Source organism: Paenibacillus sp. PL2-23 (assembly GCF_040834005.1).
Taxonomy (GTDB): Bacteria; Bacillota; Bacilli; order Paenibacillales; family Paenibacillaceae; genus Pristimantibacillus.
In genome coordinates this window covers 464,096-486,245 of record NZ_CP162129.1, presented here as the reverse complement: position 1 = coordinate 486,245, position 22,150 = coordinate 464,096, and the positions used below count along the sequence as shown (strand labels likewise).

At 51.7% G+C, this 22,150-nt stretch carries 15 protein-coding genes; 11 read left to right on the top strand and 4 right to left on the bottom strand.

Annotation, left to right across the window (positions count from 1 at the left end):
• Positions 1-10 precede the first annotated feature (10 nt).
• From AB1S56_RS02070 to AB1S56_RS02045, 6 genes are all read left to right on the top strand, one after another.
• A complete protein-coding gene (locus AB1S56_RS02070; RefSeq protein ID WP_340873631.1) occupies positions 11-1,678 on the top strand; it encodes an extracellular solute-binding protein in 1,668 nt (555 codons plus the stop codon).
• Between the two features lie 225 nt (positions 1,679-1,903).
• Positions 1,904-5,596 (top strand): family 16 glycoside hydrolase, encoded by a 3,693-nt coding sequence (locus AB1S56_RS02065; protein ID WP_340873632.1) that lies wholly within the window; start codon positions 1,904-1,906, stop codon positions 5,594-5,596.
• A gap of 245 nt (positions 5,597-5,841) precedes the next feature.
• On the top strand, positions 5,842-7,065 hold the full coding sequence (locus AB1S56_RS02060; RefSeq protein ID WP_340873633.1) for an ROK family transcriptional regulator: 1,224 nt from the start codon (positions 5,842-5,844) through the stop codon (positions 7,063-7,065).
• A 90-nt stretch (positions 7,066-7,155) separates the two neighbouring features.
• Positions 7,156-7,350: a hypothetical protein gene (locus AB1S56_RS02055; RefSeq protein WP_340873634.1), complete on the top strand. Its 195-nt coding sequence runs from the start codon at positions 7,156-7,158 to the stop codon at positions 7,348-7,350.
• Complete coding sequence (locus AB1S56_RS02050) at positions 7,347-7,913, top strand: sugar ABC transporter permease (protein ID WP_340873636.1); 567 nt, start codon at positions 7,347-7,349, stop codon at positions 7,911-7,913. Before AB1S56_RS02055 ends, AB1S56_RS02050 begins: the two co-directional genes overlap by 4 nt.
• Before the next feature lie 8 nt (positions 7,914-7,921).
• Positions 7,922-8,158, top strand: coding sequence for a hypothetical protein (locus AB1S56_RS02045; RefSeq protein ID WP_340873638.1), 237 nt, complete (start codon positions 7,922-7,924; stop codon positions 8,156-8,158).
• A 114-nt stretch (positions 8,159-8,272) separates the two neighbouring features.
• Here AB1S56_RS02045 and tnpB read toward each other — a convergent pair whose 3' ends face one another.
• On the bottom strand, positions 8,273-9,361 hold the full coding sequence (gene tnpB, locus AB1S56_RS02040) for an IS200/IS605 family element RNA-guided endonuclease TnpB (RefSeq protein WP_367903414.1): 1,089 nt from the start codon (positions 9,359-9,361) through the stop codon (positions 8,273-8,275).
• Between the two features lie 162 nt (positions 9,362-9,523).
• On the opposite strand from tnpB, the gene AB1S56_RS02035 reads away from it, so the two are divergent.
• From AB1S56_RS02035 to AB1S56_RS02025, 3 genes are all read left to right on the top strand, one after another.
• Positions 9,524-10,162 (top strand): carbohydrate ABC transporter permease, encoded by a 639-nt coding sequence (locus AB1S56_RS02035; protein WP_340872637.1) that lies wholly within the window; start codon positions 9,524-9,526, stop codon positions 10,160-10,162.
• Between the two features lie 43 nt (positions 10,163-10,205).
• The gene (locus tag AB1S56_RS02030; RefSeq protein WP_367903413.1) at positions 10,206-11,732 is read left to right on the top strand and encodes a sulfatase; all 1,527 of its coding nucleotides are present in this window, start codon (positions 10,206-10,208) and stop codon (positions 11,730-11,732) included.
• A 179-nt stretch (positions 11,733-11,911) separates the two neighbouring features.
• Positions 11,912-14,680: a polysaccharide lyase family 8 super-sandwich domain-containing protein gene (locus tag AB1S56_RS02025; protein WP_340872583.1), complete on the top strand. Its 2,769-nt coding sequence runs from the start codon at positions 11,912-11,914 to the stop codon at positions 14,678-14,680.
• 107 nt (positions 14,681-14,787) lie between these two features.
• On the opposite strand, the gene AB1S56_RS02020 is transcribed toward AB1S56_RS02025, so the two are convergent.
• Positions 14,788-15,687, bottom strand: coding sequence for an AraC family transcriptional regulator (locus tag AB1S56_RS02020; RefSeq protein WP_340872584.1), 900 nt, complete (start codon positions 15,685-15,687; stop codon positions 14,788-14,790).
• 154 nt (positions 15,688-15,841) lie between these two features.
• Between AB1S56_RS02020 and AB1S56_RS02015 the strand changes: the two genes are divergently transcribed.
• Positions 15,842-17,305 carry a sulfatase gene (locus AB1S56_RS02015; protein WP_340872586.1) on the top strand — a complete coding sequence of 488 codons (1,464 nt, stop codon included), beginning with the start codon at positions 15,842-15,844 and terminating at the stop codon, positions 17,303-17,305.
• A gap of 152 nt (positions 17,306-17,457) precedes the next feature.
• On the opposite strand, the gene AB1S56_RS02010 is transcribed toward AB1S56_RS02015, so the two are convergent.
• Entirely contained in the window at positions 17,458-19,608 is a 2,151-nt protein-coding gene (locus AB1S56_RS02010) for an alpha-galactosidase (RefSeq protein WP_340872587.1), read from the bottom strand.
• A gap of 107 nt (positions 19,609-19,715) precedes the next feature.
• On the opposite strand from AB1S56_RS02010, the gene AB1S56_RS02005 reads away from it, so the two are divergent.
• The gene (locus tag AB1S56_RS02005; RefSeq protein WP_340872589.1) at positions 19,716-20,594 is read left to right on the top strand and encodes an AraC family transcriptional regulator; all 879 of its coding nucleotides are present in this window, start codon (positions 19,716-19,718) and stop codon (positions 20,592-20,594) included.
• A 97-nt stretch (positions 20,595-20,691) separates the two neighbouring features.
• On the opposite strand, the gene AB1S56_RS02000 is transcribed toward AB1S56_RS02005, so the two are convergent.
• Positions 20,692-22,131 carry an AraC family transcriptional regulator gene (locus AB1S56_RS02000; protein WP_340872590.1) on the bottom strand — a complete coding sequence of 480 codons (1,440 nt, stop codon included), beginning with the start codon at positions 22,129-22,131 and terminating at the stop codon, positions 20,692-20,694.
• Positions 22,132-22,150 lie beyond the last annotated feature (19 nt).

The window sequence follows — 22,150 nt, the reverse complement described above, 5'->3', positions numbered from 1 at the left end:
GTCAATGTTCATGAAAAACAAAAACAATTCTGCTCTATTGCTGCGCGGCTCTGTCGCGTTGCTGCTCAGCTTCTCCCTCGTTGCTGCCGGCTGCTCCAACAATGGCTCGTCCAATGACAGACAGGCCAGCACGAACACTCCTGCAAGCACCAGCACAAGCGAGCCTGTAGTGGACGACAAAAGCCAGAAGCATACCCTCTCGATTGCCTCTTACCATCTAAGTCCAACGGACAAAGACGGGGCTCTCGTCCAGTATGTCAATGACAAGTACAACGTTGAGCTCGACATCCTGAACATCGAGAACAACAAATACGAGGAGCTTCTGAACCTGAAGTTCGCGTCTGGCGAAATTCCGGATCGGATGCAGGTTCGCAGCTTCGGCTCCCTGCAGAAATACATCAAGTCCGATGTCCTCGCCGAGATTCCGGAGGACCTGCTGAAGGAGCATGCGCCAACGTTGTATGCAAGCCTGGAGAAAAGCTTCCCGGACATCTTCAAATACTCCAAGATCGATGGCAAGCTGTATGGCATTCCATATGTTGTGCCGCAGGGTGAGCACCGTGCGCCTCTCGTATACCGCGGCGATTGGATGGCGAAGGTCGGCGTCGACAAAGCGCCGGAGACGCTGGAGGAATTCGAAGCGCTCATGTACAAATTCGCCCTGGAGGACCCAGATGGCAACGGCAAGAAGGACACGTACGGCTTGTCCTACTCCGCAATGGCTGCCGTGTTCGGCGCCTTCGGCTATATGCCGGACATCTTCAACGGAGACAAGGGCAATGACCAGCTGATCTGGCAGGAGCGCGACGGCCAGCTTGTCTACTCCGGTATTCAGCCGGAAATGAAGGAAGCTTTGACCCTGCTGAACAAGTGGTTCAAGGACGGCGTAATCGATCCGGAATTTATTACAGGCGAGAATCAAGGCGGCAACTGGGCTCTCTCCCATGCGTTCATTAACGGACGTATCGGCACATCGGGACAAGGCTACTTCTATCACTGGATTCCGAAGCTCGGCAGCAAGAACTCCGGTCTGAACTTTACGGAGCTCGGCAAGCTGAACAGCGCTGCTGCTGAAGCAATCATACAGGGCACGCCGCCAGTCGGCAAGGACGGCAAGCAGGGCATGTGGCAGCAAAACATGATGAGCGGCAGCTTCGTCAGCTTCGGCAAGCATATTGAGAACGAGCCTGGCAAGCTGATTCGCATGCTGGAAATGCTGGAGACGATGAATGCAACGTATCATGAGAGAAGCATCATGTGGTACGGCTTGGAAGGCACACATTGGCACTATGTGGAAGAGGACGGCCAGAAGGCTGCGACCCAGATCGATCCGAAAACACATACGGCGGCAGAAATGGCGAAACTCGGCGGCCACTTGGTTATTAATCCGTTCCAGATGCTGGAGCATCAGAATATCGACAACAAGCTTAGAAACGAGTTTGGCGCAGCGAACAAGCTGAACGAGAACGGCATTCAGAACAAGCTGCTTACAGCTCTGGAATCCGAAGGCAAGTACCGCGCAGAGCTTGAGAAGCTGCAGGAAGAGGCGTACATCACGATCGTTACGGGCGATAAGCCAATCAGCTACTTCGATGAGTTCGTAGAGAAGTGGCGCAAGGCAGGCGGCGAGCAGTTGGAGAAGGAAGCCAACGAGTGGTACGCGACTATTAATAAATAATACCATTAGACCGGCAGGCAAGGGCTTGGAGATTCATCTCGCAAGCCCTTGCCTTCGGCCTATAATGTAAGCGCTTCCTTTTTGTCCCAGCCTCGTTTAAAGGAGGTGGTTCATGACGCCATATGCCTGCTGAGTCATCTGCAAGGAGCATGGGATAGCCGGTACGGATATCCTCATGAATGAATGCGATCACTTGGAATGCCCACTACAAGGAGGTTACAAAGGATGAGATTAAAGCTGCAAACTCCGCTTTCCCTTCTGCTTTCGTTGTGCTTAGTATTGGCCATGCTGTCCGTTCTATCGTTCTCGAAGCCCGTGCACGCCGCTGCTTATGACCGCGAGAGCATGTCCATGAACGGCATATGGGATTTCTACCCCAATGGCGGCGCCACGCGCCATGATATTGTCGTCCCCTCTTATTGGGATGGTCCAGACTATTCCGGATACCCGTCCAGCTGGGCAACACTGGAGCACGGCGTCTACAAGAGGAGCTTCACCATTCCTTCCTCTATGGCAGGGAAAGAAATTTTCTTATCCTTCGAGCAGGTCGCTCCTCTGGCTAAGGTGCTGGTGAATGGAACCCCCATCGCCACCCCTACCAATGGATATTTGATGACCCGTCTGCCCTATAAGCTCAATATTACCTCGGTAGCGAATATAGGCGGAAGCAATACTATAGAAGTGAGAGTGTGGAGCTATAACAGCTTCCCTGCGGATGCCAAGGATGCCAGCGGCAAATCCCTGTATCCCCTTGGAGTAGATGACCTGGCATGGGGCCAGGGACGCGGCATCACGGATGATGTGGAGCTGCTCGCCTATCCCAAGGTATATATCTCCGATGCACATATCGTCACGGACTTGAAGAATAACACCAATACGGCTGATGATGTCATCTCTGTCCAGGTCACGGTTAAGAATCAGACCGCCTCGAGCCAGACCGTCACGGTGAAAAACAATGCCTCGTTAGCGGGAGGCAGCGTGGAGAAAACCTTCGCTGACCAGACGGTGACCATTCCGGCAGGGGGCAGCCAGCTCGTAACGCTGTCCAATGTGGCATGGACCAATGCCAAGTACTGGTGGACGCATGACCCCAAGCTGTATAACCTCAACACATCGCTGGTTCAGAGCTCTACAACTATAGATGCCTACACAACGCGCTTCGGCTTCCGTCAATTCTCGGTCCATACCAATTATTATCAATTAAATGGGATCAAAACGAACCTGAGAGGAGACTCTCTGCAGTCCAACTGGCATGTGAAGAGTGGAGCAGGCACAGCGCTGTCCGCCAAGGAATCCTTTAAGGATACGAATATTGCCCAGGTCAAAATGCAGATGGACGAATGGAAGGCCATCTACAATGTGGCCAGAACCCATATCGGCGGCGCCATTAAGGAAATCTATGAGTATGCCGACGAGATCGGTCTATTGCTGATCGATGAGTCCCCCATCTGGCAATATCACAATAGCCACAGCTTCAACACCGCTGCTATGGATCATGTCACCAAGTGGCTCCAGCAATGGGTAATCGCGAACCGGAATCATCCTAGCATCGTCATCTGGAGCGGCGGGAATGAGAACTTCGACCATATTGCGAATAATGCCAATATTCTTATCCCGACGACAACTAATGCGATAACGGCTGTCGACGGCACCCGTCCTATTATCCAGGATGACGCGACCACGGCGGATCAGGAGAACCATCATTATACGGGAGGTTACCCCGACAGCTGGATGAACAATAGCAATCTTTATGGCTTGTACAGCAACAACTTCAGCAAGCCCAAAGGGGAAGGCGAAGCCTATACCCCATCTCAAGGCTGGGCCATCCTGGATGCAAGCGGCGCTTATACCAGCGCGAACACCAAGGATTATATGAACGACAACCTGATCTCTCAAGCTGTATGGCACAGGGCCGCCGACCGTATGGTTCGCGCCATCCGCTACGCAGGTTATGCAGATATCCGGTATTATCATAACTGGATCTACGCCTATGAGGTCATTGAGGATACCATCTATCCAACCTGGTCCGATCTGACAGCCAAAGGCATCAAGCCTACCGTCATTGATCGGCCGATGTTCAACGCATTCTCGTCGGAGCATCCCGCTTTCATCAAGTCGGATTCCTACGAATATACGAAGAATACGTTCTCCCCTGTAGCAGCCTTCGACAAGGACGGGGACAAGAACAACCGGATTGGCGTCAATCCGCCCATTTTCACAGCAGGCAGCAGCACCACCCGCACGATTATTGTGTACAATGACGAGCAGAGGGATGGGACAAGCATTGATGTCTCATGGGAAGCAGGCTACACAAACCCCGCGACCGGCGCTTACTCCAGCTTCCAGACGGGCTCCTTCAACATCAATGTGCCGTATGGCAACAAAGCCGAGCAGACGATCAGCTTTACCGTGCCGGCTGACATTTCTTCGCGCTGGCTGCAGTTGAAGCTGACGGCCAAGAAGGGAGCAACAACCAAGTTCGAGGAGACGAACCAGCTTGGGGCGATCGGCAGCCTTCCTGCGCCCAAAATCCATGTCGCTCCTGTCATTAACGTAGGCACCAAAACGTCGGGCAACAGCAGTCAGATGCACAAAATCAAGCTGATCAACAAGGGCGGCGGACTCAGCACCAATTGGTCCGTAACCGGACAGGGCGGATGGCTGTCCCTGACGCAAGCCTCGGGCAATCTGAGAGGAGAACGGGAAATCTACTTCTCTATTGATCCTACTGGCTTGGCTCCGAATACAAGCTACAGTAAAGTGCTCACCTTCACGGAGGCGGGAGGCTCCTCCGCGCAGACCACCATTACGTTCACAACGGGTGCGGGTTCAGGCGGAGGCGGAACGCCAGGCACTATTTTGTTCAGCGACGACTTCGAATCCGGTACAGCGACAGGCTGGACGACAACGAGCGGGACATGGTCTGTCATGACAGACGGCACCATGGCTTACCGGCAGAGCGACACCTCCGTGGCGAATGCCAAGGCGGTGAACGGCAGCGCTTCATGGGCGGACTATGAGGTGTCAGCCAAGGTGAAGGCGGCTTCGTTCGCAGGCTCCTTGTCCGGCATCGGCATCGATGCCCGCTATCAGGATGCGTCGAACAAATATACGTTCTCCTATTCCACCAACGGGAATATTCTGAAGATCCAGCGGACAGCAGGGGGAACCTCTACCGATCTGGTGACCAAGGCTTATACGTTCAATACGGGCGCATGGTACACCTTCAAAGCCGTCATGAACGGCAATACGCTGGAGTTCTGGGTGAACGGCGTCCTGGAATTGACTACTACTGATTCCACCTATGCCACAGGCATGATCGGCTTATTCTCCCACCGGGCGGATACAAGGTTCGATGATGTGACGGTCAGCACCCTCTCTTCCGCAGGTTCAACGTTATTAAGCGATAACTTTGAGTCTGGCAGCGCAGCGGGCTGGACGACAACCAGCGGCACATGGGCGGTCATGACGGATGGAACGCAGGTATACCAGCAAAGCGACAACTCCGTTCCGAATGCCAAGGCGGTGAGCGGCAGCGCTGCCTGGACGGACTATGAGGTGTCTGCCCAAGTGAAGGCGCAATCGTTCGGTAGTGCTTACGCCGGCATCGGGCTGGATGCCCGTTATCAGGATGCGTCGAACAAATACACCTTCTCCTACTCCACCAACGGAAATATTCTGAAGATCCAACGGACAGCAGGCGGAACCTCTACCGATCTGGTGACCAAGGCTTATACGTTCAATACGGGGACCTGGTACACCTTCAAGGCGGTAGTGAGCGGGAATACGCTGGAATTCTGGGTGAACGGCGTCAAAGAGCTGACCGTCACGGATTCCACCTTCTCAACAGGCATGATCGGTCTATTCTCCCACCGGGCAGACACCCGGTTTGATGAGGTAAGCGTGCTAAGCTTGTAGCTTCTATACTGCAATACAGCGAACAGGGAATCCCGAAGTGCGGGATTCCCTGTTTGTGTTGTGGAGGTGGGTGCGGTGCGATCGATACTAACCGATAGTACTCAAAATATCAATTGACCTTTAAAATCAAAATGGTGTATAATCCAATTATAAAAACCAAAATGAATTTAATTAAGTCAATTAAACCCGATTTGAGTTTTAATATACAATGTTATAAACTTTTTAAAAAAGGAGGGTGACCCTGAATGAAGGGAATTGTCAATTTATCAAGCTCAACCTATCTAAAAAATATTCAAGATAAAATTGTGCTCGATGTCGTTCGCCGCCAAGGGGCTGTTACACGAGCTGATTTAGCCGAAATTACCAATATTCCGCTGTCTACACTGACACGTATTATCGATGGATTGGCAGAGAACGGGCTGCTGCAGGAAAGTGGTACAACGGGATCCGGGAGAGGGCGTAAACAAATTGTTCTTGAATTAAATTACGCCAGGTATAAGGCCATTGGCATTGAAATAACACGAAAAATAACAAAAGTAGCACTCCTGGATATAGGAGCGAACGTGTACGACTATCGAGTGCTGGAGACGCTGTCTGATCCGGAAGTCATGATTGATCATATATGCCAGAAGATTGCAGAGATTTGCGTTGACCAAGATATAGCCTTAGAGGAGCTGCTGGGCGTGGGAATTGGAGCCCCGGGTCCGCTTGATCGAAATACAGGAACTTTATTATCCCCGGTAAGATTGACAGGCTGGGGCGAGGTCGAGATTGTCAACAAAATAAAGGCGGCTTTAGGAGTTGAAGTCAAGCTTGATTTTGCAGCGACAGCCGCAGCAACAGGAGAAAAGTGGTATGGGGTAGGGAAAGAGTATGACAATCTGGTCTATATCAATATCAGCGGGGGCATCGGCTGCAGCGTTGTCAGTCATAATCAAATGATGAGAATGAGCAATTACGATGCGAATGCATTAGGCCATATGGTTATTGATCTGAAAGGCGAGAAGTGTGAATGTGGCAACTTCGGCTGCCTCGAGCTGCTCACTTGTGAGAATGCAATTGTACAATCCTTCCTCCAATTGCTATCCCAAGACCATCCGTCGCTCCTTCGCTCTGCCTTACTGGATTCGAATCAAGTTACTTTTAATGAGATCGCGTCCTTTGCAGATAGAGGCGATATTGCCTGTGTCAAAACCATCTCAGAGGCGGCTACGATATTTGGCACGGGATTGGCTAACTTCATTAACATTGTAAATCCTCAAATGGTCATACTCGGAGGAAATGTGATTGACCAATCTAATCTGTACTTCAATATAGCCGTTCATGTTGCGCAAAATAAAATACTGAACAAGAGCGGACGGGAAATCGCGTTTGTCAAAAGCAAGCATTCCGAAAGAACGATACCCATTGGAGCAGGTGCCATGATTTTTGAACATCTGTTTTCTGAATTTTCCACCCTGGCTTATTAGAACCTTGGTTCCAAAGGCCAGCGCTCGACGAAAAAGAAAGCGCTTACGACTTTAGAATAGATAACAACATACAACGGGAGGTCTTAACAAATGAAGAAAACGTTCAAACTCATGCTGACGATTACAATCGCAGCAGCGACTGTTCTTGCCGGCTGTTCCCAGAAGGAGGCTGCTACCAACAGTCCAGCAGGCTCTGGTCAGGAAGCGCCGAAATCTAACGTTACGTTGAAGTATTGGGCAGCTCCGCTTGGTACGCAGGAAAGGGAAGAACGTTTTTTCGTGTGATCTTTCTGATTCCCTATGCAATCCCTACTTTTATCTCGGCTATTTCCTGGCGATTTATGTTCTTAAAGGACTGGGGGTTAATTAACTATATTCTTGTGGATAAGCTGCATTTGCTGAAAGAACGCCCGTTTTGGCTGGTGGGAGACAACTCCTTGTACGCCATTATTACAGCACAGGTATGGCGAGGCTGGTCATTTCATTTCATTATGATTCTTGCAGCCATGCAAACCATTCAGAAAGATTTGTATGAAGCGGTTGATATCGATGGCGGCGGAAAGTGGGCAAAATTCACACAAGTTACCTATCCAGCCATCAAACCGGTGCTTATCACGCTTCTGGTCGTGAATGGACTACGCATTCTGAATGAATTTGAGACGGCGTTTGTTATGCTTGGAGAGAGCCCTTCTGAAGCTGCCAATGTCATCAGTCTTCACGTGTATACCCAGGCTTTCGTTAACTGGAATTTCGGATTGGGTTCAGCGATTGCACTCATCTGGCTTGGTGTAATACTGGTTCTTGCATTCCTGCTTATGAAACTGACGAATATGTACAAGAGAGGGTGAGTCGCAGCATGTACAAAAAAGAACGCTGGTATGAAAAACTTTTTTTCTGGTTCGGCCTTTTGTTCCTGTCCACCTATGTTCTTCTTCCCATCTTAAATATGCTAATTGCATCTGTTAAGCCGCTTGAAGAAATACAAATTTCGGGAAACAGCTTATTGCCGGAGCAGTATGACTTCGGAACGTATATCCGAATGTGGAAGACGGTTCCCTTGCTGGATTATATCTTGAACACTCCCGCCACCTAAGAGGTGGAGGATTCTTGGGTTGCTGCTCCTCACGGAGCAAAGTCGTAGCGATATTTTTTTGAAATATCGTACACCAAGCGATCCCTGTGGTTCCCACAGTTCCTATTTTGTTCGTTACTGGGCCATAGCCTTTATGTTTTGTGCCGCATTCCAATCTCGGTCATGTGGCGTTTGGCAAGATACACATGTCCATCCCCGCACGCTCAAATCCCTCACTTCTGCTTGCTTGTACCCACAGACGTGACAGGTTTGGCTCGTTGGCGCAAATACCGGTGTTTCCTTGATCGTTCGCCCATACCACTGGGCTTTGTAATGCAGTTGACGGCTCATTTCGCCCCAGGATGCATCTGCTATGTGTTTGGCGAGGTGTCGTTGTTTCATCATGTTTGCAATACGTAAGTCCTCGAGACAGATCGTTTGGTTTTCACGGATCCATTTCGTAGTCTGCTTATGCATCGCGTCTAATCGGCTATTTCGAATCCTTTCATGGATGAGGGCGACTTTTCTTTTCGCTTTAGACCAGTTACTTCCGCCTTGTTTCCTTCTTGCAAGGATGCGCTGCCATTTCGTGAGCAGCCGTTCATATCGCAATGTATATCTTGGATTATCCATTGCAGGACCTTCCGAAGGCACGGCAAGATACTTGATACCCACGTCAATACCGAGTATGCGGTCAGTTAAAGGAAGAGGCTGGATGTCAACCTCGCATACCAACGATACAAACCATTTGCCGCTTGGGGCTAGTCGTACGGTAGCGGATAGGATCCGGCCTTCGATCTCTCTTGACTTGGCATAGGGTACCCAGCCTAGCTTGGGAAGTTGCAGACGGTTTCCCTTCACGGCAATGTTCCCGTTCGTATATCGCGTCGTATAGCTTTGTACGGGATGCTTGCGACTCTTGAAGCGAGGTCGTTCATTTTGCTTGTTGAAGTGGCGCTGATATCCGTCAGCCAAGTTTCGCACAGCTGACTGCAGGGCAATGCTATCCACTTCTTTCAACCAAGACCACTCGCGCTTCATGTCAGGAAGCTGAGATGCACAGGCGTTATAAGACAAACCTTTGCCTGTAGCCTGATAGATCTGACTCCATTTTGATAGGAAGTGGTTGAACACAAAACGGCAGCAACCCAACGTTTTGCGCAGTTGCATGATTTGTACATGACTAGGATAGATCCGAAATTTGAAGGCTTTATGCTGGAGCATCGTCTGATTCGTCACCTCGCTGCAAAAGAGATGAATGTTAACTCATTCCAATTATAGCACAAATGTTCGTGTCTATCCATGAGCAAATTCCCGATTCATCCCCTGCCTACGCTCTCACTTCGTGAGTAAGGTGGCTTAGAGGTAGGGGTATTCTCGGTGTCTATGATAAACAGTTTTACCATTATTCTGACCTCGACTTTCTTGTCTGTCATTGTATCCATTTTTGCCGGTTATACATTGCAGCGTTTTGTGTTCCGTGGTAAACGTTTGTTCGGCAACTTTCTCATTACTGCACAAATGTTTCCTGGGGTGTTATTTCTGCTGCCCATCTATCTCATGTTTATCTTCTTGCAAACGAATTTCGGTATTCAGTTAGTAGGTACTCACGTAGGTGTCATCCTAACCTACATGACTTTTGCGCTCCCTTTTTCGATCTGGATGATGAAAAGTTATTTTGAATCGATTCCCAGGGAGCTGGAAGAAGCGGCTCATATTGATGGCTGCAGCCAAATTGGCATCATCTTCCGTATTATTATTCCAGTTTCCTTGCCAGGTGTCATTGCTGTTGTCATTTATTCCTTCCTTCTCGGCTGGGAGGAAGTGTTATTCGCCAGTATTCTGACAGACAGCGAAACACGAACGATTGCGGTAGGGCTTCGGAATTACGCATCCACTACCTCAACCTACTGGAATGAAATGATGGCCGCTGCCGTTACGGTAACGTTGCCGGTGGTCGTGATTTTCCTGCTGCTGCAGAAATATTTGATCTCAGGCTTAACAGAGGGCGGTGTGAAAGGCTAGGTCTTGCTTCATGCTGAATAAAGAGAGAACGGAGAGAACAACTATGAATGTCATCTTTATGATCATCGATACGTTGCGCAGGGACCACCTAAGCTGCTACGGGCCAGTCAAGACAGAAGAAACTTTCGGCAAGCCTGTCTATACAGAGGCTTTCGATGCCTTCGCCAAAAAAGGGGCTCTGTTCGAACAAGCCTACCTCGGCAGCTTCCCTTGTATGCCCGCACGTCGAGATATGTGGACGGGGCGATATGAGTTTCCGTTCCGCGGCTGGGGTCCCTTGGAGGATTATGACCTTGATATGGTCAGTTTGTTGAAATCTCATGGGGTTCTCACGCAGATGATTAGCGATCATTATCATATCATTGAGCGAGATGCCGGGAATTACCATGGCGGCTTTGATGGATGGGAGATGATCCGTGGACAGGAGCATGATCCCTATCGAACGGACCCGTTCGAAGGCAATGAACAAATCGATCATCTGACCAATCAGTTCTGGTACATGCAGAACAATAACATTAGGGAAAAGTTTCGTACCGAAGAAGAGCTGTTTGCTCCACAAGTATTTCGCAAGGCTTCCGCTTGGCTAGAGAGCAATGCCACCAAAAGCATTCGCAGCAAGCGGCCGTTCTTTCTTATGATTGAATGCTTTGATCCTCATGAGCCTTGGGATCCACCAATGCACATGGTGGATGAGCTCGACCCAGACTTTCAAGGCAAGCGCCCCCATAGCCCTACCTATGGGACAGCCGACCGATATACCCCTGAAGAGTTGAAGCAAATGCAAGCACTGTATGCGGCTGAACTTAAAGTTGTAGATCGCTGGTTTGGTTCGTTTATGCAGAAGGTAGAGCAGCTTGGTCTGTATGAGGACACGCTGATTATTGCGGTGACTGATCACGGCTTTTATCTCGGGGAGCATAACTTGGTTGGAAAACCTAACTTGGTTCCGCTGTATGGGGAGATGAGCCACATTCCGTTATTCATGTACCATCCTGAAGCCAAGAGCGGTCTTCGTCGTAAGGAGATTGTACAGGCTGTGGATATCATGCCGACCATTCTGGATGCTTTGGGCATTGAGTTACCGGTGCCGAATCCGGAGATGATGTGTATCGGAATGAATGAGAAGAAGGCCTGGGAAGGCATTCATCCCGAGAGGGCCAAACTGCACGGCAAGAGTCTGCTTCCCTTGCTCAAGGGAGAGGATATGACAACTAGACCGGCTGCATTCTCTGGGAAATTCGGCGATATTATACGAATATGCGATGGAGAATGGGCCATGTATATTTCTCCTAATCCGGATAAGCCGCTGTATTGGTATGGCACAAGAGCACCGGGGCGTACCTTTGCGGGTAAGAGAGGACCTTACGATGCTAAGCAGCAGCGTTATCCCATGGAGTACCCATCAGCCGGTCTAGCGCTTGAACTCTATCGTATTTCAACAGACCCAAGAGAAACGCAGAACGTTGCGGCAGATTATCCCGAAAAAGTGAAGGAGCTTACCGTGTTGTTCCGCAACTGGTTAGAGGAAATCGGTGCGCCCGTCGAAGTAGCTGATCGTTATGCCATATAGCTGAAAACATAAGTAAGGTCGGGTATTCTGGCAGCCAATGAAAGAAAGGCATACCGTGTCGGCCAAGAAGCTGCAGGAGCGCGGCTGAGCATAGAAGAGCGTAACGCTGGTTACGCTCTTCTTCGTAAGCAGACCCGTGATCGCAGGCTATATCTCTGTTATGTGAAGGGGGAATTGTGATGAGAAAGATGCTTTTTATCGTACTTTCCATGGTGTTGGTTATATCTTTGGGTATTTCGGGAGGCAGAGCTTCTGTAGTCAGTGCTGCAGATGAATATGATGGATTGCGGGACAAATGGACGGAGATGCTGAATGGCGGATCCAGCTACAATACGTTGGATACAGATATTTCAGCAAAGATCACAGAAATAACCAACACTGCGCAAACGTATTGGGATAGCATGAATAAAGCACCCTCACGTACGTATCTTTGGAGTGATCTTAGCAGTACAACTGATTCAACTCATATTCGGGACTCTTACCGAAGATTAAAGGATATGGCATTGGCTTATGCTACAGCTGGCTCATCACTCGCCAATCACACCACGTTAAAGGCAGATTTGATCAGTGCCCTTGATTGGATGCATGCCAATCGGTATTATGCCGGTGCAACCAAGCACGGTAACTGGTGGGATTGGGAAATTGGCTCTCCCCTTGCATTAAATGATATTGTTGTTCTCTTGTATGCGAACCTGACGGCCACACAGATCTCCAATTATATGAATGCGGTCGATTATTTCTCTCCCGATCCGACCAAATACAATGGTGGCAGTACAGCTACGGGAGCGAATCGAGTATGGAAGTCGACCGTGGTGGCTGTTCGAGCGGTTATTGTGAAATCATCTACAAAGCTCAATTCTTCCCGCGATGCTCTTACAGCGGTCTTCAGTTATGTTACAAGCGGAGACGGTTTTTATAGGGATGGATCCTTTATTCAACATACCAAACATCCCTACACGGGTGGATATGGAAAGGATTTATTAAACGATCTGGCCAATGTTATGTATTTGCTTAATGGTTCCACCTGGGCTGTTACAAACTCCGGCAAAAGCAATGTATACCAATGGGTGTACGATTCCTTTGAACCCGTGCTCTACAATGGCGCAATGATGGATATGACTCGCGGCCGGGAGATCTCCAGAGAATTCAGACAAGATCATACGGTCGGCCATCAGGTGATGCAGGGGATTATTCGATTGTCCCAGATCGCCCCTCCCTCCGATGCAGCGGCCTTCAAGAGCATGATTAAATATTGGATTCAAGCGGACACCTTCCAAAACTTTTATTCAACGGTATCCAGCATTCATTACATTGTACTGGGCAAGGCCATTGTGAGTGACAGTCTTGTAGTCAGTCGAGGGGAATTGGTCAAGCACAAGCAGTTTCCCAACATGGATCGTGCGGTTCATCTGCGGCCAGGCTTTGGTTTTGGAATCAGTATGCATTCCAGCAGAGTGTATAATTACGAATCCATTAACAGTGAGAATATAAAGGGCTGGCATACTGCAGATGGGATGACCTACTTGTATAATGCCGATCAGGATCATTACAGCAATGACTTCTGGCCGACCGTCAATTCATACCGTTTGCCTGGCACAACCGTTAACCAGAACTCAACGGTATCCCAAAGCAGAACAAGCTCAAAAAATTGGGTCGGCGGCACACAGCTTCAACAAACGTATGGTGTCAGTGGAATGGAGTTGCAGCCTTACGGTTACACCTTACAGGCCAAAAAATCATGGTTTATGTTCGACGATGAAATTGTCGCGGTAGGCTCTGGCATTACAAGCACGGACAATAAAGCAGCAGAGACGATCGTAGAGAATCGTAAGCTGAATAGCAGCGGCAATAATGCTCTTGTCGTGAATGGCACAGCTAAGTCAACATCGCTGGGATGGTCCGAGTCCATGACAGGCGTTAATTGGATGCATTTGGCGGGAAGTGCTCCCGGTGCGGATATTGGTTATTATTTTCCATCCAGCACAAGTGTAAAAGGGTTGAGAGAGGCTCGCACAGGTTCTTGGAGTCAAGTCCGCAGCGCAAGCCCCTCCACAAGTATTACACGAAATTACATGACGCTTTACCTGGATCATGGAAGCAATCCGGTCAATGCTTCCTATGCCTATGTCTTGCTTCCGAACAAAACGAGCTCCCAGGTAAGCAGCTACGCATCCGCTCCCCATATAACGGTGATTGAGGAGTCGGCGGATGCCCATGCCGTGTGGGAGCAAGGATTGAATATCCTAGGGGCTAATTTCTGGAACGATACAACCAAGACCTTGCAGGTAAACGGGAGTCATTATCTGACAAGCAATAAAAAAGCATCGGTCATGACCAAGGAAACCGCGAGTCAAATGGAAATTAGCATAGCTGATCCGACGATGGCTAACACGGGTACTATCGAAATCGAAATGCATAAGTCAGCATCGTCCATAGCGTTTGCTGATGACGGAATTACCGTAGATCAATTAAGTCCTACAATTAAGTTGACAGTCAACGTTAGTGGAGCCAAAGGGAAAACGTTTAGCGCCAAGCTGAATCTAGATACCGCTCCCCCTATACCAGTCCGTATAGAAGCGGAAAGCTATCATGCCATGTCTGGTGTTTCCTTGGTGAATCCAACTACGGATATAGAAGGAGGCCAGCATATCGGCTCAGCCAATAATGGCGATTATACACGATACGATAATGTAAACTTTGGCACAGGTGCATCCAATATGAAGCTGAGGATTGCCTCCAACAATTCTGGCGGCACCATTGAACTACGACTTAACAGCACGACGGGTGCCCTAATTGGATCCTCTACTATTAGCTCTACAGGGGGATGGTCATCATGGACAACCATCAATATGCCCTTGACTGGAGCAACTGGTACGCAGACGGTATACATGGTCTTCAAAAAGTCTGACGCAAATGCTGTTGCAAATGTGAATTGGCTGGAGTATTAATCGAGACTCAAGAACCGTATATTCTCATGGATACAAAGATCAATGAAACGCCAGGGAGTTATCCCTGGCGTTTCTCCATGTGGTATACAAATATAGATATTTCACCCCTACCCGCGAGTAAACTGCGACATCTGATGCCGGTACTGTGAGGGCGACAGCTTGTAGGACAGGCGGAAGCGCTTCTGGAAATGGTTATAGTCGCCGAAGCCCGCTGTTGCTGCAATATCGGTCAAGGACAGCTCGCTGCTCAGCATCAGCTCCTTGGCTTTGTCGAGGCGCAGCGTGAGAAGATACTGGTAAGGCGACACGCCAAGCTGGCGGCGGAACAGCATACGCAAATGCCCTTCGCTTAGATGAAGCTTCTGAGCGAGCTCAGCCATGACAAGCGGCTCGGCGTAGGCCGAAGCCATGTATCGGCACGCCTCCCTGACCCGCTCGTCCAGCACGGGATCGGGGGTTGCCATAAACGGCTGCGCAGCTATCAGTAACGCAGCCGTCCATTGATTGGTGGCTGCGTCCAGCTCCAGTGCACGGGCGAGCTGGGTCGGGTGAAGGCCAGCCGACTCCTCCCCTTGCGAGGACCGCTGTCCGTGCAGCGCAGCAAGTCGCTGCCAGTCCCTGATAAGCCCTTCCACACTCGCTGTCCCCGTCCCACCTCGCAGCGGCAGCGGAGTCATCTGCGGCACACCGTACAGCTCCAGCCAATCGCGGTGGTGTACGGTAATAGAAGCGCTGATAGACAGATAATGCAGAGGCACCTGCTGCTGATCGACATAAGTGGTCGTGAACACCTGGTTGGCAGGTATGACGAGCAGCTCCATCGGTCTTATCCTCACAGACTTCCCCTTTGTATGCACGATCCGGCTCCCGCTCAGCATCAACCAGCAGGTGGGATACGGATTGCAAAAGCCAGCCGAATTCCATTCCGCTGTACGATGCCACTCATAGACGAACTGCAGCTTGCCCCGGCATTCCTGTATATCTCCGAATCGAATGGGCTGCTTCATGCCCCTCCCCCTCCGCTTCAAGCCTATATGCAAAAATAATGATCACCGTTTTCGACTACTTTCCCATCGGTATCACTCTTCATCATTTACCGCTTCTATAGTACCTTTGTGTATAGAAGGATTATACCATATTCGTTTTGGAGGGATGAGTCAGATGAAAGCCATCATGCTTATGTTCGATACGCTCAATCGCCACATGCTGTCCGCCTACGGCTGCGACTGGACACATACACCTAATTTCCGACGTCTTGCGGAGCGCACAGCCGTGTTCGATCAGGCTTATGTCGGCAGCATGCCTTGTATGCCCGCTCGCAGAGAGCTGCATACGGGCCGGCATAACTTCCTGCACCGCAGCTGGGGCCCGCTGGAGCCATTCGACGACTCCATGCCTGAGCTGCTGAAGCGCCACGGCGTCTACACACATATGGTGACAGATCACCAGCATTATTGGGAGGACGGCGGCGGCACTTATCATACGCGCTTCAACACCTGCGAGCTCATTCGCGGACAGGAGGGTGATCCATGGAAGGGACAAGTGAAGGACCCTGCTACACCGGAGTCCGTCGGAACGCGGGATCTAGTGGGGCCATACCGGCAGGATTGGATCAATCGCCAGTATGTTAGCAGCGAGCAGGATTTCCCGCAAGCCAAGACCTTCCAGTCCGGAATCGAATTTATCCGTCATAACCATACGGAGGACCGGTGGTTCCTACAGCTGGAGACATTTGACCCCCACGAGCCCTTCCATGCGCCTGAGAAATACCGTCAGCTGTATGCGCATACCTATGAAGGCAAGCATTTCGACTGGCCGATGTACAAGCGTGTGTCCGAGACGCAGGAGGAGATCGACCACGTGCGGCTGGAATATGCGGCGCTGCTGAGCATGTGCGATGACTACCTGGGCAAGGTGCTGGATGTTATGGATGAGCTGGACCTGTGGAAGGACACGATGCTTATTGTAAATACGGACCATGGCTTCCTGCTCGGGGAGCATGACTGGTGGGCCAAGTGCGCCATGCCGTTCTACAATGAGATCGCCCATATGCCGCTCTTCATCTGGGACCCGCGCACACAAGCGAGAGGCGTACGTCGAAGCAGTCTTGTGCAAAATGTAGACCTCGCCCCTACGCTGCTGCGTTACTTCGGCGTGGACATTCCCAAGGATATGACCGGCCATTGCCTTCAGCAGACCATAGCGGACGACACACCGGTACGGGAGGCTGCGATCTTCGGCATCCACGGCGGGCATGTCAATTGTACCGATGGTCGTTATGTGTATATGAGAGGGCCTGCAGCCTCGGACAATCAGCCTCTGTACAACTATACGCTGATGCCGACGCATATGCGGTCGCGCTTCGCGGTGTCGGAGCTGAAGCCAGCGAAGCTGCACGAGCCGTTCGCGTTCACCAAGGAGGTGCCGGTGCTTCAGATTCCATCCACCGGTCGCAGGCAGATTATCGAGCTGGATACGTTGCTGTTCGACTTGCAGAACGATCCCCAGCAGCTCTCTCCGATTACAGACCCTGAGGTCGAGCAGCGGATGGTGAACCTGCTGGTGGATCGAATGAAGCGCGAGGAGGCGCCCGCAGAGCAGTTCGTTCGACTTGGACTAGCGTAGTGGCTGTTGGGCAGCTATTTGAAGAGAGAAATACCAGACGGTGTATTAGACTGAACCTTACGTCCAAGACATCGTCTCGTCCAGGCTTTTATCGTTAGATAAGAGGAAAAACCACTGACACCGCTGCATAGCCGGTGACAGTGGTTTTTGGTCTACACCTCGTACCTGTAGATTGCGAAGGTAAAGGGCGCCGGGCGCATGAAGGTGTATCTCCCGCTTGCATCCGGCTCCAGCACCAAGGCTTCATCGCTTGCAGAAGCGGCGAGGATATTTCTCTCATCCATCCGCAGCAGCTCGGTGACCTTCAAGGCTGGAGCTGGAGCGGACTTGCCGCCGCATGCGTCTCCCCATAGCTTCATCGGATAGGCGGACGCCCCGTGGCGCTCCCGAATCACAAGCAAATATCCGTCCTTCTCCCCTGCTATACTCTGCAAGCCCGTCCAGCCCGTTCCGGATGGCTCTTCTCCAATTGGAAGCACGTGCCCGGCCAATATTCTCCCGTGATGAGGCTTCAAGGCTCGCAGCAGAGCGCCCAGGGAGGCGGCTTGATCAGCATCCAGCCCCGACAGCTCCATCCAGGCGAGCGGGTTCGCGAAGGCGGTAACGGCACATGCATAGAGCTGGCCGCAGGCTGCAGGAGCCAGCGGATCATCGCCATAGCGCTCCTGATTGCGATTCACATTCAAGAACTCCATCTGCAGCTTGGCAGCCGGCACATAAGGCGCAAGCATCCACAGATTGCGCAGGGTCCAGTGCGGGTAATAATTGCTCCAATCGGTATAGCGGTTCTCCAGAAAAATATTGCCGTACTGCGTGCTGCCCATATAGCCCAGCCGCTGCTGAGCGGTGGTATCGAGATTGAAATCCACCTCTCCTCCCGTATGTTGAAGCACTTGTCTCACTAATCCCAGCAGCCGAACCTCACCAGCCTTGGACTGAATATCAATGCCATCCAGCTTGAAGGCGCGTATGCCATACTCCTGATGCAGCCGCAGCAGCGTCTCCACGTCCTTCTCCCAATGCACATAGTCGCTTGAGGAATCCGGCGAGTACCACAAGCCCAGCTTGATCCCCAGCTGCTCCGCCAGCTCCACGACAGGGGCCAGCCCGCGCGGGAAACGTTCCGGGTGCACGGTCCAGAAATCGCCGCCCCCGCTGTAGTAGTCGCTCCAACGGCCGCCAGCCGCAGCGGCATGGACGGAATTGCTGGTTACGCCTTTTTGCCAGCCATCGTCAATCTGCAGAATGTCTATACCCAATTGGGCGGCGGTCTCCAGCTCCTTGAGCAGGAAGGCCTCGCATACTCGCCCGTCCTTGGAGCGGTCGCCCCATGTATTGCTCATGATGAAGCTGTCCCGCTCCGGCTTATGCACGCGAATGCTTCTGTGGTAGTCATGCAGCAGCTTAAGCCCGCTGTAGGCTTCCCCATCGTATACGCCGATGGCGACTCCATAAGCCGTTATTGCCTGCGAGTCCGCCCAGTCCGCTTCTCCAATGCCCGAGCCCGTTACGGCAAGCCCCTTCCCTTGAAAATAAAAGTCCATTCCTTGGTCCTGCAGATGACCCATCGGCGTAGCGCCTTCCTTCACGACCATAAGCCCGCTTGGGTGCAAGCTGTTCGCAAGGAACATCACATTCCCGCGAAGTCCTCTTCGCTCGTTCACATATAGCAAGCCGGATTCCTTGCTCACCAGATTGTTTGCTGTATCCGTCTGGTCGCGGAAGCTGACCGCTTCCCAGCGGCAATGCAGCTCCAGCAGCGACAGATGCTCGCAATAATCGTGCAGGACTGCGGAGCGCTGATGATTATTGTCATCCAGCTGGAAGGCAGGGGATGCCTCTTCAGCCGACCCGCCCGCACGTACAGGAGCTTGAATGGCCGTGCCTTCAAGCTCCGCTTGGAAGCCGGCGGGAAGCAGCGTAAGCTCGTGCCGGATGAAGGAGCCCGCGGGATACGCTCGAACAGTGAAGCGAACGGCTCGCTCTATGCCGCTGAACCCCATATCAATGTCCGTCCGCAGATGCGGCTTGCCTATGCCATAGTCATCGTCGACACAGGATGCAGCCGTAATGGAAGCGGGTACTGCCGACGGGGGCAGGCCCGGCAATTGAAACGCAGCCGCCCCTGGCTCCGCTTGCAGCCACTCCTTATTGTTCTTCTTATCCACAATCGACAGATTGACGGGCCGGCCGCTTGCGAACGACCAGCATCTCTCCAGCCTGTCGTTGCCGATCCGCAGGATATGTCCCTCTATTTGAACATAGCAGTCTTCTAAGCACATGGGAAACATGGTATTTGGCATAGCTGCACACACTCCCTAGTGGTATAATATTTTTAATATAATTTGATTATAAGAGTGATTAAATCCCAATAAAACAGTAATATTTTGATGATGGGTGGTAAAATATTGTGCATACCTCTTATGGCTTCAAATATACAGCGGATGAGGGACAAGCCCTCTATAAGCTCGTGTCCATCGGTCACGGCGCGGCGAATGAGGAGGCGTACTGCTGGAACGGCCTTCAGCGGGAAGGCAGCGGGCTGATCTTCCAGTACACCTTGAAGGGGGCTGGCAAGCTTCGCGTCGGGGGGAACAGCTACACGGTTGCCAGGGGCCATGCGTTTATTGTGCAAATACCCGGCGACCATGAATATGGCTATGATGCCGAGCTATCCTCGGAGGAGTGGGAATTTCTATGGATTCGGTTCGAGGCTCTTGGGGAGATAGGCATGATCACGGACAGCCTGGGACATCTAGGTCCTGTGGTGGAGCTGGGCCCCGAGCTGTTGCCGATTCAGCTGCTCTGGCGCCTGTATGAGGATATTGCCGGCAAGCGTATCGGGGACCGATTCGACTTGTCCGTACGCATCTACGAGTGGGTGGCCTCCTTGCAGCGCTGCTTGGCCAGCAGCGGCGTTTATGCCGCGAGTGAGATTCCACTGGCCTACCGCCAGGCGGCAGACTTCATTGAACAGAGCTACGGCCAGGATCTGACGTTGGATCAGCTGGCTGATGCAGCGGGACTGAGCAAATTTCATCTTAGCAAAAGCTTCTCCCGCTACTACGGCGTATCTCCTATGGACTATGTGAGGAACAGACGGATCGAGCAAGCGGCCGAGCTGCTGCGAGCGACGGCCTTGTCGATTACGGATATAGGGACACGGTGCGGCTTCAGCAATGTCAGCTACTTCGGCAAGGTGTTCCATAAGATGACAGGCATGACGCCAACTGCGTATCGCGAGGCGAAGGAGGGGCAGGTACAGAACCACCTTCGGCTGCTGGAATGAGTACAACTAAGCAAACCGAACAAAATGGCAAATGCTTTCTACACAAACCGTCATGGGCTGCGCCCCTGCGATTCGGTATGCTAAGGGCAGCGAGACGTTACCCGAAGTCCAGCATACGCATCACCGATACATCATCGAAGAACACGCTTCCTCTCTGCTGGATGCCGAGACGAAGCTTGGCAAGCTCCCGGCTGGCAGGGTCGAGCTTGGCCCGCATAGCGACGGGGCGGTTGTTGAAGTGGAAGTCGTAGGTGCCGTCAGCCAGATTGGCGATGATCTCGAGGTGATGCCACACATGCTCATGGTATTCCATGACGGACTGTGTCCAGGTTTGGGCGTGTGTGAAGGAAAGCATGCCGAAGTGATTCAAGCTGACGCGAATCACGGGACGGTTGCTCTGGTCGAACAGATGAATCGCGATGGGCGAGGTCGTCTGGCGGACCATAATGCGGAGCGTCAAGCTCAGCCGGTCCGATACAGGAGGGAATTCGCGCTCAGCGAATACGGAGCCTGTGGCCTGGCTGGCGATACACATTGCATGCCCGATCAGCTCCGGCGCGCGCTCTACCGTCACGGTCGAGCCGAATACGGCATAATCCCGAGGGGAGACGCCGACCGGCTGATCGTCAAAGGTATCGGCGCAGACCACCGTGCCGATCTTCGGAAGAGGCTTCACACCGCTTGAGGTGTGGGGGCTGCCGAATTGCTCCCGGTATTCTGTGGGCGACACGCCATAGAAGTTTTTGAAGGCTCTGGAGAACGCGAATATATCCTTTTTGAAAAACAGGGCAATATCCGATACGGGCATGTCCGTATGCTCCGTCAGCAGGGATGCGGCTTTTTTCATTTTGACGGCATCCACATATTTTTTGGGGCTGATGGACAGCACCTTGCTGAACGTATTGGAGAAATGATACCGGCTCATGTTGACATAATCCGCAACCTCTTGCACGGTAATGTGGACATAATTCGCGTGAATATAGTCCAGAGCCTTCTGCAGCCAATCATGATGGCCCCCTATCGTCTGGCGGGACCTGTTGTCATTCCCTTTCTTCAATTCCGCGAGAAGAAGGTAGAACATGCCCAGCGCCTCCAGCTGAGAAGGGCTTCCAGACTCGTTCATCCATTGCTCGATGGCCAGAAGAAGCCGCTCCACCTGCTCGGACAGGGCCGCCGATTGATGAGGGTGATGCTCCGTCAGCCCGATTTGCCGCATGAGGCTTGAAGCCTGCGGTCCATGGAACGCCACCCAGTCCGTACGCAGCTCACAGCCAGGTGCCGCCTCCACGCTATGGATGAGATTAGGGAATATCGCAAATACATCACCTTTTGACAAATGGAACAGGCTTGACCCCGACTTGAAGACGCCGGCGCCATCCATTACGAAGTGCAGGCTGCTATAAGCCAGCATCCGTGAGCCGGGACGGGCTAGCTCCACGCCCCCCCTTATAATCCATACTCCGCCTTGCTTATCGCTGGCGGCGGGGGTGAAGTGCCGTTCCGTCGGTCGTTCCCTATGGGCATCATGATTGGGCATATGGCCAGCTCCTCACACT

Bases quoted from the DNA above. Each gene is read 5' to 3' on its own strand.
- AB1S56_RS02070 (WP_340873631.1), top strand. From the start codon at position 11: ATGAAAAACAAAAACAATTCTGCTCTATTGCTGCGCGGCTCTGTCGCG.
- AB1S56_RS02065 (WP_340873632.1), top strand. From the start codon at position 1,904: ATGAGATTAAAGCTGCAAACTCCGCTTTCCCTTCTGCTTTCGTTGTGC.
- AB1S56_RS02060 (WP_340873633.1), top strand. From the start codon at position 5,842: ATGAAGGGAATTGTCAATTTATCAAGCTCAACCTATCTAAAAAATATT.
- AB1S56_RS02055 (WP_340873634.1), top strand. From the start codon at position 7,156: ATGAAGAAAACGTTCAAACTCATGCTGACGATTACAATCGCAGCAGCG.
- AB1S56_RS02045 (WP_340873638.1), top strand. From the start codon at position 7,922: ATGTACAAAAAAGAACGCTGGTATGAAAAACTTTTTTTCTGGTTCGGC.
- tnpB (WP_367903414.1), bottom strand. From the start codon at position 9,361: ATGCTCCAGCATAAAGCCTTCAAATTTCGGATCTATCCTAGTCATGTA.
- AB1S56_RS02035 (WP_340872637.1), top strand. From the start codon at position 9,524: ATGATAAACAGTTTTACCATTATTCTGACCTCGACTTTCTTGTCTGTC.
- AB1S56_RS02030 (WP_367903413.1), top strand. From the start codon at position 10,206: ATGAATGTCATCTTTATGATCATCGATACGTTGCGCAGGGACCACCTA.
- AB1S56_RS02025 (WP_340872583.1), top strand. From the start codon at position 11,912: ATGAGAAAGATGCTTTTTATCGTACTTTCCATGGTGTTGGTTATATCT.
- AB1S56_RS02020 (WP_340872584.1), bottom strand. From the start codon at position 15,687: ATGAAGCAGCCCATTCGATTCGGAGATATACAGGAATGCCGGGGCAAG.
- AB1S56_RS02015 (WP_340872586.1), top strand. From the start codon at position 15,842: ATGAAAGCCATCATGCTTATGTTCGATACGCTCAATCGCCACATGCTG.
- AB1S56_RS02010 (WP_340872587.1), bottom strand. From the start codon at position 19,608: ATGCCAAATACCATGTTTCCCATGTGCTTAGAAGACTGCTATGTTCAA.
- AB1S56_RS02000 (WP_340872590.1), bottom strand. From the start codon at position 22,131: ATGCCCAATCATGATGCCCATAGGGAACGACCGACGGAACGGCACTTC.